Annotated in this window: 9 protein-coding genes; 1 reads left to right on the plus strand and 8 read right to left on the minus strand. The window is 71.7% G+C overall.

Going from position 1 to position 11,973, the window contains the following annotated elements; genetic code table 11:
- Positions 1 to 92: 92 nt before the first annotated feature.
- The 8 genes from AXF14_RS00875 to purH form a co-directional block, all read right to left on the minus strand.
- Positions 93 to 947, minus strand: a complete 855-nt coding sequence (locus AXF14_RS00875) for a carbohydrate ABC transporter permease (protein ID WP_067943843.1) — start codon at positions 945 to 947, stop codon at positions 93 to 95.
- A gap of 58 nt (positions 948 to 1,005) precedes the next feature.
- Positions 1,006 to 1,938 (minus strand): carbohydrate ABC transporter permease, encoded by a 933-nt coding sequence (locus AXF14_RS00880; RefSeq protein ID WP_067939193.1) that lies wholly within the window; start codon positions 1,936 to 1,938, stop codon positions 1,006 to 1,008.
- 122 nt (positions 1,939 to 2,060) lie between these two features.
- The gene (locus tag AXF14_RS00885) at positions 2,061 to 3,395 is read right to left on the minus strand and encodes an ABC transporter substrate-binding protein (protein WP_067939196.1); all 1,335 of its coding nucleotides are present in this window, start codon (positions 3,393 to 3,395) and stop codon (positions 2,061 to 2,063) included.
- 273 nt (positions 3,396 to 3,668) lie between these two features.
- The gene (locus tag AXF14_RS00890) at positions 3,669 to 4,655 is read right to left on the minus strand and encodes a malate dehydrogenase (RefSeq protein WP_067939199.1); all 987 of its coding nucleotides are present in this window, start codon (positions 4,653 to 4,655) and stop codon (positions 3,669 to 3,671) included.
- 219 nt (positions 4,656 to 4,874) lie between these two features.
- Entirely contained in the window at positions 4,875 to 7,103 is a 2,229-nt protein-coding gene (locus AXF14_RS00895; protein WP_211260110.1) for an alpha-galactosidase, read from the minus strand.
- Positions 7,104 to 7,283: 180 nt separating this feature from the next.
- Positions 7,284 to 8,615: a dicarboxylate/amino acid:cation symporter gene (locus tag AXF14_RS00900; protein WP_067943848.1), complete on the minus strand. Its 1,332-nt coding sequence runs from the start codon at positions 8,613 to 8,615 to the stop codon at positions 7,284 to 7,286.
- Between the two features lie 144 nt (positions 8,616 to 8,759).
- Positions 8,760 to 9,188, minus strand: a complete 429-nt coding sequence (locus AXF14_RS00905) for a hypothetical protein (RefSeq protein ID WP_236755754.1) — start codon at positions 9,186 to 9,188, stop codon at positions 8,760 to 8,762.
- Positions 9,189 to 9,310: 122 nt separating this feature from the next.
- Positions 9,311 to 11,062, minus strand: a complete 1,752-nt coding sequence (gene purH, locus AXF14_RS00910; protein ID WP_067939202.1) for a bifunctional phosphoribosylaminoimidazolecarboxamide formyltransferase/IMP cyclohydrolase — start codon at positions 11,060 to 11,062, stop codon at positions 9,311 to 9,313.
- Between the two features lie 389 nt (positions 11,063 to 11,451).
- Here purH and AXF14_RS00915 point away from each other — a divergent pair, with 389 nt between their 5' ends.
- Positions 11,452 to 11,958, plus strand: a complete 507-nt coding sequence (locus tag AXF14_RS00915) for a YagU family protein (protein WP_067939206.1) — start codon at positions 11,452 to 11,454, stop codon at positions 11,956 to 11,958.
- The last annotated feature ends 15 nt before the right edge of the window (positions 11,959 to 11,973 follow it).

Here is an 11,973-nt window from a genome sequence, read left to right on the forward strand (position 1 = left end):
CACCCGGTCCGTCACGGCGCTGACGCTCCCGAGCGGGCGGCGGCCCCGCCCTCGGGCGAGGACGGGGCCGCCGCGTGGGGGCGCGGGCTGCGTCAGCCCTTGACCGAGCCGGCCATGAGACCGCCCACGAAGTACTTGCCGAGCAGCACGTAGACGATGAGCGTCGGCACGCTGGCGATGAGGGCGCCGGACATCGAGGCGCCGTAGTCAGCCATGATCGAGCCGTGCGCCAGGTTGTTCAGGGCCAGGGTCACCGGTCCCGACTGGGCCCCGCCGCCGAAGAACAGCGCGAAGAGGAAGTCGTTCCACGCGCTCGTGAACTGCCAGATGATGACGACGACGAAGCTCGGCACCGAGATCGGCAGGACCACCGAGAAGTAGGTGCGGAGCATGCCGGCGCCGTCGACCCGGCTGGCCTCGATGAGCTCGTCCGGGATCGACTCGTAGTAGTTGCGGAAGATGAGGGTCGTGATCGGGATGCCGTAGACGACGTGCATGAGGATGAGCGTGTGGATCCCGAAGCCGAGGTCGACGCTCGTGACCAGGCGCATGAGCGGGATCATCACCGCCTGGTACGGGATGAACATGCCGAACAGGATGAGGGTGAAGACGACGTTGGCGCCGGGGAAGCGCCACTTGGACAGCACGAAGCCGTTCGCGCTGCCGAGCATCGCGGAGATGATCGCCGACGGGACGACGAGCAGGAGCGAGCGGACCAGGCCGCCCCTGAGCTGGTTCCACGCGCTCGCCCAGTTGCCGGTGTCCCAGTGCTCGGGCAGGAGCCAGGTGGTCGTCGGAGAGGCCTCGGCACCGTCCTTGAAGGAGGTGACGACGACGACGTAGACGGGGATGAGGACGAAGACGACCGACAGCAGCAGGAGCGCGTAGCGCACCGCGGTCGAGGCGCGCGAGCCCTTCCGGTGGACGCGCCCGCGGCGCTGTCCCATGACGGCGGCCGCGCCGGTCGACGGGGCCGCGGCCTGCGGTGAGGCGTTGACGGTCATGTCACTTCCTCCCTCGGGCGTCGTGCACCAGGTAGGGGATGACGGCGATCGCCACGATGACGAGCAGGACCGTGCCGACTGCCGCGGCGTTGGAGTAGTCGTTGTCCGTCATGAAGTTGAACATGTCGATGGCGGGCACCTTCGTCGAGTAGGTGCGCTGGTCGGTGATTGACATGATGAGGTCGAAGGACTTCAGGGACATGTGGCCGATGATGATGACGGCGCTCAGTGCGATCGGGGTGAGCTGCGGGAAGATGATCGACCGGTAGAGCTGCCACTCGGAGGCGCCGTCGACGCGCGCGGCCTCGCGCAGGTCCTCGCTGATCCCGCGGAATCCCGCGAGGAAGAGGGCCATGACGTAGCCGGCCAGCTGCCAGACCGCGGGAAGCGCGATGGCGAGGATGCCCCAGGTGGTCGACTGCGTCCACGAGCTCTCGAGGAAGTCCAGGTGGAGCATCTCGAACAGGCGGTTGAGGCCCGAGGCCTCGACGCCCTGGGCGGAGTTGAGCAGCCACCGCCACACGACGCCGGAGGCGACGAATGAGACGGCCATCGGGAACAGGAAGATCGAGCGGAAGATCCCCTCCCCCTTGATCGGACGGTCCAGGAGCCACGCCCACAGGAAGCCCAGGATGAGCGTGCCCGCGAGGAAGGCGACGGTGAAGAGGATGAGGTTGATGAAGGAGTGCTGGAAGTCGTCGTCACGGAAGAGGTTGATGAAGTTCTCGAGGCCGACGACCTGGGAGCCCTTGCGCCCGGAGACCTGCCCGGCGGTGTGCATGTTGAGCAGCGAGGTGTTGACGTTGATCCCGATCATTCCGTAGACGAAGACGGCGACGAGGACGAGCGACGGAGAGATGAGCAGCAGGCCCGGGCCCCACTGCTTCCAGGCGCCCTTGCGGCGGCGCCTCTGCCGGAGAGCCTTCGTGCTCACGGTGGTCCTTCCTGAGGTCTGGCGGCGACGCGCGTCCATGCGCGCCCCGCGTCGTCCGGGCGGGCTCAGCGAGCCCGCCCGGACGACCGGTCGACGGCCCTCGGCCGCACGTGGTGCCGGGCTCAGCCCGCGACTGAGTCGTAGGCGGCCTTGAGCTCCGTCTGGAGGGAGGCGACGTCGGAGGCCCCCTGCGCGAACTTGGTCAGGGCGTCGTTCATCGCGTTGGAGGCCTTGGCCGGCAGCGCGGCTCCGTGCGCGATGGAGGACACGATCGTGTCCTTTCCGAAGGAGTCCATCGCCGCCTTCTGGTATTCGGAGAACTCGGCCTTCTCGTCGTCGGTGAGGTCGGAGCGCGACGGGATCGAACCCTTGACCGTGTTGAAGGCGATCTGCCCCTCCTTGGACGAGATGCACTGGAGCCAGTTCTTCGCACCACCGGGGTGGGTGGCCCCGTCGGGGAGGGTGAAGGCGTCAGCGAGGAAGTCGAAGACGCCGTCGGTGCCGGGGACCGGGAACCACACGTAGTCGGTGTCGACCTTGAGGCCCGCCTCGTCGAGGCCGGCGACGGCCCAGTCGCCCATGACGTTGTAGGCGGCCTTGCCGTCCATGACGGGCTTCATGGCGGGCTCCCAGTCCTCGGTGTAGAGGGAGGAGTCAGTGAAGGAGACGATGGTGGAGTAGTGGTCGAGGGCCTTCTTGACCTCGGCGCCGCCCCAGTCGGTCGTGCCGTCGAAGAGGCCGTTGTAGCCCTCGGTGCCGAGGTCCGCGATGAGGACGGTCTCGAGGAGCTCGAGCTGGGTCCAGGCCATGCCCATGGTGATCGGCGTGTAACCGGCGTCCTTGATGGTCTTCATGTCCTCGATCCACCCGTCGATGTCGCTCGCGGGCTTGGTGGGGTCGAGGCCCGCCGCCTTGAGGACCTTCGTGGAGGCCCAGACGACGTTGGCGCGGTGGACGTTGGAGGGGATGGAGTAGGTCTTGCCCTCGGAGTCCTTGAGGCGGTCGAGCAGGGTGCTCGGGAACGCGTCGGTGAGCCCGAACTCGGTGTAGAGGTCGGAGACGTCGACGAGGTAGCCCGCGTCGATGTCGGCCTGGATCTCGGCCCCCGCGTGCGCCTGGTAGGTGTCCGGCGGGTTGCCGGCGGCGAGGTCGGCGGCGAGCTTCTGCTTCGCCTGGGAGCCGGCGCCGCCCGAGACGGCCTTGTTCTCGAAGGTGGTGTCGGGGAACTGGGAGCTGAAGACCTTGACGAGGGCGTCCAGGCCCAGCTTCTCAGAGCCGGCCGACCACCAGGTGACGACATCCACCTGGCTGGCGTCGCCCGAGCCCGCGGCCGAGGAGCCGGTGGAGCCCTCGTCCTCGGATCCTGAGGTGCCGCAGGAGGCGAGGGTGGCGGCCACGGCGGTGGCGGCGAGGCCGGCCAGGACGCCACGGCGGGTGATGACGAGTGTGCTGCGCATAGGGGTGCTCCTCAGAACGACGGTGTTCGTGGGTGTTCTTCGTCCCGTCGGCTCCCTCGCCGACGGCTGCGGCCGATCCGCCCTCCGTTGGACATCCGACCTCCAGGCAACGAACGATAGTGCGACCCATGTCACCCATCAAGCACCTGGGTGGCAGCAAGGCGAATGTGCATCCTCTTGTGACCCTGAGGCACGCGGCGGCCCCGCCCTCGGGCGAGGACGGGGCCGCGGTGCGCGTCGTTCCCGGGACTGCCCGGACGGGGCTCAGTGACCTCAGATGAGGCCCATGCCGGCGACGGTGTTCTTCTCATCGACGAGCTCGGCGATGGAGGCGTCGATGCGGGCGCGGGAGAACTCGTCGATCTCGAGGCCCTCGACGACCTTCCACTCGCCGCCCTCGGAGACGGCCGGGAGACCGGCGATGACGCCCTCGGGGATGCCGTAGGAGCCGTCCGTCGGGATGCCGGCGGAGGTCCAGGAGCCCTTGGAGCCGAGGACCCAGTCGTGGACGTGGTCGATGGCGGCGGAGGCGGCGGAGGCGGCCGAGGAGGCGCCGCGGGCGTCGATGATGGCGGCGCCGCGCTTGGCGACCGTGGGGATGAAGTCCTTCTCGACCCACTCGCGGTCCTTGAGGAGCTCGGTGACGGGCTCGCCCTTGACGGTGGCGTGGGTGAGGTCGGGGTACTGGGTCGAGGAGTGGTTGCCCCAGATGGTGACCTTGTCGATGTCGGAGACGTGGCTGCCGGTCTTCTGCGCGAGCTGCGCGAGGGCGCGGTTGTGGTCGAGGCGGACCATCGCGTTGAAGCGGGAGGTCGGGATGTCCGGGGCGTGCGAGGCGGCGATGAGGGCGTTCGTGTTGGCGGGGTTGCCGACGACGAGGACCTTGATGTCGTCGGCGGCGCCGGCGTTGAGGGCCTCGCCCTGGGGGCCGAAGATGCCGCCGTTGGCGGACAGGAGGTCCGAGCGCTCCATGCCGGCCTTGCGCGGCATCGAGCCGACGAGGAAGGCGATGTTGGCGCCCTCGAAGGCCTGCTTCGGGTCGTCGAAGATGTCGATGGAGCCCAGGGTGTCGAAGGCGGAGTCGAAGAGCTCCATGGCGGTGCCCTCGGCCTTGCCGACGGCCTGGGGGATCTCGAGGAGGCGGAGGTTGACGCGCTGGTCCGGCCCGAGGAGCGCGCCGGAGGCGATGCGGAAGAGCAGCGCGTACCCGATGTTGCCTGCCGCACCGGTGATGGTGATGTTGACGGGGGCGTTGGTCATGGATGACTCCTTCAGACGTGTCAGCGTTGTCACGCGGGCCGCGCACGAGGCGACCCCATGGGCAGAGCCTACGGCGACGTGGCGTGCAACACCTGGGATGATCGTGGCAAAGATGTTCACCGTCCGCGTCATCCAGGTCACAGGCGCCCGGTCGACGCGGTGAGCGCGCGCGGGACGTCCTGCGCGGGCGCACCGCCGTCATCCGTCTGCCGGCCGGGGTCACACGCGCACGGCCTCGATGAGGACCGCCTGGTCGGGGTCCATGAAGGGCGCCGTGAGGCCCACGCGCTCGAGGACCGCTCCGGGCAGGACGACTCCCTCGCCGGCGTCGCCGAACCACGGCGGGGCGATGAGACCGGCCGGCGGGGAGCCGATGATCCGCGGGCGCACCCGGTAGCGGGCCTCGGGGTCGAGGCCGCGCAGGCGGACCCGGCCCTGGAGGGCGAGGGGACCGCGCTCGAGGACGGCGAGCTCGTAGAGGGCGGCGGAGCCGTCGCGGGCGGCGACGCCGTGGAGGCGGGCGCAGCCGTCGCCGACCTCGTCGCGGATGATCCGGCCGGTGAGGAGCAGACCGCGCTGCTCCTTGTAGAAGGCGATCCAGCGGCCGAGGTCGTCGCGGTCCTCCTGGGTCTCCGCGGTGAGGTCCCACTCGACGCCCATGTGGCCCCACAGGGCCGTGGAGGCGCGGAAGGACAGGTCGTGCTGGCGGCCGGTCGTCTGGGAGCGGCCGGAGGCGACGTGGGTGCCGATGCGCTCGGGCGGGATGACCTGCTCGGTCCACGGCACGATCGTGTGCCGCTCGTGGGGGTCGATGACGTCGGAGGCCCAGAAGCGCTGGGTGTGGCGCACCATCTCGAGGTCGATGCGGCCGCCGCCGGAGGAGCAGGACTCGATCTCGAGGCCGGGGTGGTCGGCGCGCAGGCGGTCCATGAGGGCGAGGGCGGCGCGGGTCTGGGCGCCGACGACGGCGCGGCCTCCGCGGGTGGCGTCGCCGCCGTCGAAGACGTCGCGGTTGTGGTCCCACTTGATGTAGCTGATGGGGTACTCGGTGAGGAGGGCGTCCATCTGCGAGTGGACGTGCTCCCAGGCCCCGGGGATCGTGAGGTTGAGGACGTGCTGGTGGCGCCACGGCACGGGGAGGCGCTCCCCCGCGGTGAGGATCCACTCGGGGTGGGCGCGGGCGACGTCGGAGTCGAGGTTGACCATCTCGGGCTCGAACCAGAGGCCGAACTGCATGCCGAGGTCGGTGACGTGCTCGGTGAGGGGGCCGAGGCCGTCGGGCCAGGCCTCGTCGGAGACGACCCAGTCGCCCAGGCCCTTGGTGTCGTCGCGGCGCGAGCCGAACCAGCCGTCGTCGAGGACGTAGCGCTCGATGCCGAGTCGGGCGGCCTCGTCGGCGAGCTCGAGGAGCTTGGGGAGGCGGTGGTCGAAGGTGACGGCCTCCCAGACGTTGAGGGTGACGGGCCGGTCGGTCGAGGGCGTGGAGGGCAGGGAGCGGGCCCACTGGTGGAGGCGGTCCGCGGCCTCGTCGAGGCCCTCGCCGTGGGTGAGGTGGAGCCAGGGTCCCGTGTAGCTCTCGCCGGGTGCGAGGACGACCTCGCCGGGTAGGAGGAGCTCGCCGCCGCCCATGACCTGGTAGCCCTCGGGGAGGCGCTCGACGTAGGTGCGGTTGTTGCCGGGGGCGGCGACGTGGAGGCCGCGGACCTGGCCGTGGCCGAAGCCGAAGCCGTGCTCGCCGGCGACGGTGAGGGTGGGGTGGTCGAAGCCGGTGCGGCCGTGGCGGCCCTCGCGCACGTCGGCGCCGTAGCTGATGGGGCGGCGCTGCGGCTGGCGCTCGGTCCCCCACCGGCCCGTGGAGTCGAGCAGCTCGTCGGCCTCGAGCGGGAGCGGGAGGGCGAGGCTGAGCTCCGCGAGCTCGTAGTCCGTGTCCCCGGTGTTGGTGAGGGTCCCACGGGCGATGAGGGAGCCGCCGACGGTGAGCTCGATCTCGAGGCGCAGGGCGAGGCCGGCCTCGTCGTCGGCGGTCTCGATGGTGAGGGTGCCGGTACCGAGCTCGACGGCGTCGCCGAGGGCGACCTCCCGCTCGCAGCCGTCGGTGCCGGTGTGGCTGATCGATCGGGCGATGAGGCGCGGGGACCAGGCGGTACCGTCGGGGCGGTGGCCGACGAGGCCGGGGCGGCCGCTCCAGCCGGTCCAGCCGCCCGGCACGAGGCCGGGCTCGAGGATGACGTCGGGGTCGTTGCCCAGGTGCGTGCGCCGCGCGCCGAGGACGACGTCGCTGAGCGCGGCAGCGTCGAGGGCGCCGAGGTCGGGGCCCCAGGAGACGACGCTCGGAGCCCCGGCCAGCCCGGTGGTGAGGAGGAGCGAGGTGCCCTTGCCGCGCAGGTGGACGGTGGTGGTCGCGGGCGCGTCGGCGGTCACGTCGGTCACGGTCGGGGGCACGGTCACGGGGCTCTCCTTCGTCGCAGGCTCTCGGTGCGCGCACGCCGGTGTGCGCGTCCGAAGCCAGGCTACCGGCCACGGGGCGGGCGGGTCCCGGACGCGACGACGGCGCCGCCGGCTCCTCCGGACCGGCGTGCGGTCGGGCGGGGGCGGGCGGTGCCGTCGGGGCGGCGCGTGCTCGCCGGGTCAGCTCACGGCGTTCGGGCCGGCGGCCTCGGCGGAGGCGGCGAGCTCCTCGGGACTGACGAGCCCGTCGACGCTGACCCTGTCGAGGTAGGCCATGCCGTCGAAGGAGAGCTCCTTGGTGTTCTCGGGGTCGCCGTCGGCGCCGATGTTGCCGCCGGCAAGGCGGTCGACGACGATGGCGATGGCCCCGTCGCCGGTGACGTTGGTGGCGGTGCCGAAGGAGTCCATCGCGATGTAGGTCGCGATCATGAGCGCGACCTGCGCGTCGTTGAAGCCGAGCATGCTGGACAGCAGGCCGGTCGCGGCCATGATGGCGCCGCCGGGGACGCCGGGCGCGGCGACCATGGTGATGCCGAGCATGAAGATGAAGCCGGCCCACTGGACCGCGCTCACGTGGAGGCCCTGGGTGAGGACGATCGCGTAGGCGAAGGCGAAGATCTTCGAGGTCGAGCCGGCCAGGTGGATGGTCGCGCACAGCGGGATGACGAAGGAGGCGACGGCGTCGGAGACCCCGTTCTTCTTCGTCTGGCGCAGGGTGACCGGGATCGTCGCGGCCGAGGAGGAGGTGCCCAGGGCGGTGAGGTACGCGGGGGCCATGCCGAGCAGCGACGTGACGGGGTTCTTCCGACCGACCGCGCCGGCGACGCAGTACTGGGTGAGGAGGATGACGACCTCGAGGAGGAGGACGACGACGACGCCGCGCAGCAGCGTCTTCATGACGGCCGCGGCCTCACCGGTGTAGGTGAGGTTGAGGAAGATGCCGAAGATGTGGACCGGCAGCAGCGGGATGATGATCGTCTCGATGACCTTCGTGATGATGGCGCGGAACTCGATGAAGCCCTTGCGCAGGACGCCGCGCGGGATGAGGGAGAGCCCGATGCCCATGACGAAGGAGAGCAGCAGGGCGGTCATGACCTCGAGCGGCGCCGGCATCTCGACCGTGAAGTAGGTCGTGAGCGCGCTGCCGGGCTCGGAGACGCCGTCGAGGCTCGTGGAGCGCAGGAGGCTCGGGAAGAGCGCCGCGCAGACGGCGAAGGTGAGGAAGCCGGAGAAGAGCGTGGAGCCGTAGGCGATGGCGGTGGTGATCCCGAGCCACTTGCCGGCGCCGCGGCCGAGGTCGGCGATCGCCGGGGTCACGAGTCCGATGATGATGAGCGGGATCGAGAAGGTGAGGAACTGGCTGAAGAGGTCGGAGAAGGTCGCGAAGACGCGTCCGACGGACTTCGGGATGAGGGGGCTGCCGCCGACGTGGATGGAGCCCAGGAGGAGGGCGAGGACGATGGCGACGATGACCCACGTGAGGATCCCGCCCTTGGCGAGGACCCGGCGCACGTTCGACATGGTGGTGCCTTTCGGCTGGGGGTGGGCGGCGGGTACCGCCCGTGCGAGTTCAGGATGGCACACGTCTTGTCATACGGAACTCATCTGCCCGCAGCGTGGGCGTGGTGGGAGCGGCGCGCGAGGGCGCGGCCGGGCTCAGACGGCCGGCAGCACCGCGTAGTACGAGAGCGCGACGAGCCCGGCGGCGATGAGCAGGCCGGCGACGACGTCGAAGGCCCTCCCCCGCGCGGCGGTCCAGGTCCCGTCGGGCCGGCGCAGGCGGATGAGAGCCAGGAGGCCGACACCGGCGGCGAGCCACAGGACGGCGAGGCGGTTGTGACCCAGCAGGGCCAGGGCGGGGACGAGGAGCAGACCCGCCGCCACCGCGACGACGGCGATGGTGCGGTAGGGCTCCTTGTGCTCCTCGGGCTTGTCGAGGGCGCGCACCTCGGCGACGACGGGGGCGGGCAGGTCCTCGAGGACCTCCTCGACCTCCTCGTCGAGCCCGGCGTCGTCCCCCATCTCGGGCGCGCCCGTCCGCGCCGCCTCGTCGGGCGCTGCGGAACCGGTCGCGTCGCTGGTCACGGCGGACATGCTAGCGGCCCTCCCCGTGGAGCACGGGGAGGGCCGCAGGACGGGCGCGCGCCGACCGGCGCTCAGTCGCTCAGCAGACGGGCCGGCGTCGGGTGGATGAGCTCAGCGCGCGCTCAGTGCGCGAAGTGGCGGTTGCGCGTGAGGTACATCGTGACGCCGGCCGCCTTGGCGGCCTCGATGACCTCCTCGTCGCGGATGGACCCGCCGGGCTGGACGACGGCGGAGACACCGGCGTCGATGAGGACCTGGAGGCCGTCGGCGAAGGGGAAGAAGGCGTCGGAGGCCGCGACGGCGCCGCGGGCGCGCTCGGGCGCCTGGGCGTCGAGGATCTCGGAGGCGTCGGCCCCGCCGACGGCGCCGGTCTCCTTCTTGTCGGCCGCGGCGTCGCCCGTGGAGCGCAGGCCCAGGGTGTTGGCGCGCTCGACGGCGAGCCTGCAGGAGTCGACGCGGTTGACCTGCCCCATGCCGACGCCGACGGTCGCGCCGTCCTTGGCGAGCAGGATGGCGTTGGAGCGCACGGCGCGGATGGTCTCCCAGGCGAAGCGCAGGTCGGCGAGGGTGGACTCGTCCGCGGCCTCGCCGGAGACGAGCTCCCAGGCGGCCGGGTCGTCGTCGCCGGCCTGGTAGGAGTCGCGCTCCTGGATGACGGCGCCGCCGGAGACCTGCTTGATCTCGAGGCCGTCGCGGGCCGGGGGCTCGATGACGAGGACGCGCAGGTTCTTCTTCGTGGAGAGGATCCGGGCGGCCTCGTCCTCGAAGGCGGGGGCGGCGACGACCTCGGTGAAGATCGGCTTGATCTGACGGGCCATCTCCACGGTGACCGTGGAGTTGGTGGCGATGACGCCGCCGTAGGCGGAGACGGGGTCGCAGGCGTGGGCCTTGCGGTGGGCCTCGGCGACGTCCCCGGAGGCCGAGATGGCGATGCCGCAGGGGTTCGCGTGCTTGACGACGGCGACGGTGACGGCGTCGCCGTGGTCGTAGGCGGCGCGGACGGCGACGTCGGTATCCGTGTAGTTGTTGTAGCTCATGGCCTTGCCGTGGAGCTGGCGGGCGTTCGCCACTCCCCCGGTGACGCCGGGCGTCGTGTAGACGGCGGCGGCCTGGGCGGGGTTCTCGCCGTAGCGCAGCGGGGCGAGGCGCTCGTAGGCGGCGCCGACGTACTCGGGCAGGGCCGGGGCGGCCGGGGCGGCGCCGTCCTCGGCGGAGGAGGCTCGGTCGGACTCGATCTGCTGGGCGAACCAGGTGGCGACGGCGGCGTCGTAGGCGGCGGTGTGGGCGAAGGCCTTGGCGGCGAGCTCGCGGCGCTGCGCCAGCGAGAAGCCGCCCTCGGCGACGGCCTTGGCGACGGCGTCGTACTCGGCGGGGTCGGTGACGACGGCGACGGCCGGGTGGTTCTTCGCGGCGGCGCGGACCATCGAGGGGCCGCCGATGTCGATCTGCTCGACGCAGGCGTCGAAGGGCGCGCCGGAGGCGACCGTGTCCGTGAACGGGTAGAGGTTGACGACGACGAGGTCGATGGGGGTGACGTCGAGCTCGTCGAGCTGGGCCATGTGCTCGGCCTTGCGGCGGTCGGCGAGGATGCCGGCGTGGACGCGGGGGTGGAGGGTCTTGACGCGTCCCTCGAGGCACTCGGGGAAGCCGGTGACGTCCTCGACGCCGGTGACGGGCAGGCCGGCGTCGGCGATGGTCCTGGCGGTGGATCCGGTGGAGACGATCTCGACGCCGGCGTCGACGAGGGCGCGGGCGAGGTCGGTGAGGCCGGTCTTGTCGTAGACGGAGACGAGGGCCCGCTTCACGGGCACCTGCTCGGGGTTGACGAGACCCTCGGTGGGGACGTGGGCGGTGGGGACGGACTTCTCGCTCATGCGGGTCTCTCCTGGGTGTGCCGGTGTCAGGGCGGGACGCCCAGGCGGGCGACGTCCCGTGCGGCCCGTTCGTGCGGGCCGGCCCGGTGCAGCCTCGACCGCTCCCCGGTGGTGGTCCACCCTCGCCAGTCGCGGTCGGAACCAGGGTACCGCCGGCGCCGTGGGCGCGGGCCGGTCCGGAGGGTGCCCCGGCTCACCCGTGGTCACCTCCCTGAGCCGAGATCGGAGGATCGGTGCCGGCATCGCGCGCTCGTGCGGCGGTGTCGGCACCCATCCTTCGCGAGCCCTCGGGCTCCGGGCGCTAGGTTGGGGCCGCGGCCGACGGCGGCTGCGGCGGCCCGTCCGGCCGCGTCCGCGAGGCTCCGCGACGGAGGGGCAGGAGGAACGGCATGTCAGCACTCTCGTCCCTGGGACGCTCGAAGGGCTCCGGCGTCGGCACGGCGCTGGCCGCCGGCGTCGTCGGCGGCCTCGTCGCCGGGCTGGTCAAGATCGGCTGGGAGGCGGTCCTGCCCCCGCGCACGCCCGAGCGGAACGACCCGAACCCGCCGGCGCACCTGCTCGAGCAGATCGGCGTCCCCGAGGAGATCCGCGACCTGACGGTCACGTACAACGGCAACGAGATCGGCGTGACGGGGCTGGCCGTCCACCACGCCTTCTCCGTCGGCACCGCGGTGCCGTACTGCCTCCTCGCCGAGCGCTGCCCGGCGATCACGGCCGGCGGCGGAGCCCTCTACGGCCTCGGCGTCTGGGTCGGCTTCCACCTGGCCGTGCTGCCCGCCCTCGGCACGGTGCCGTCGGCCGCGGAGCAGCCGTGGCAGGAGCACCTCTCGGAGGCCCTCGGCCACGTCGTGTGGTCGGGCACGATCGAGGCCGTCCGCCGCGAGATCACGGCCTGAGCCCCCGGGGCCGGA

Origin of the sequence: Actinomyces radicidentis, from assembly GCF_001553565.1 — a bacterium.
Classification (GTDB): domain Bacteria; phylum Actinomycetota; class Actinomycetes; order Actinomycetales; family Actinomycetaceae; genus Actinomyces; species Actinomyces radicidentis.

Excerpts from the sequence above, each read along its gene's own strand:
- AXF14_RS00875 (WP_067943843.1), bottom strand. The coding sequence starts at position 947 with ATGGGACAGCGCCGCGGGCGCGTCCACCGGAAGGGCTCGCGCGCCTCG.
- AXF14_RS00885 (WP_067939196.1), bottom strand. The coding sequence starts at position 3,395 with ATGCGCAGCACACTCGTCATCACCCGCCGTGGCGTCCTGGCCGGCCTC.
- AXF14_RS00890 (WP_067939199.1), bottom strand. The coding sequence starts at position 4,655 with ATGACCAACGCCCCCGTCAACATCACCATCACCGGTGCGGCAGGCAAC.
- purH (WP_067939202.1), bottom strand. The coding sequence starts at position 11,062 with ATGAGCGAGAAGTCCGTCCCCACCGCCCACGTCCCCACCGAGGGTCTC.
- AXF14_RS00915 (WP_067939206.1), top strand. The coding sequence starts at position 11,452 with ATGTCAGCACTCTCGTCCCTGGGACGCTCGAAGGGCTCCGGCGTCGGC.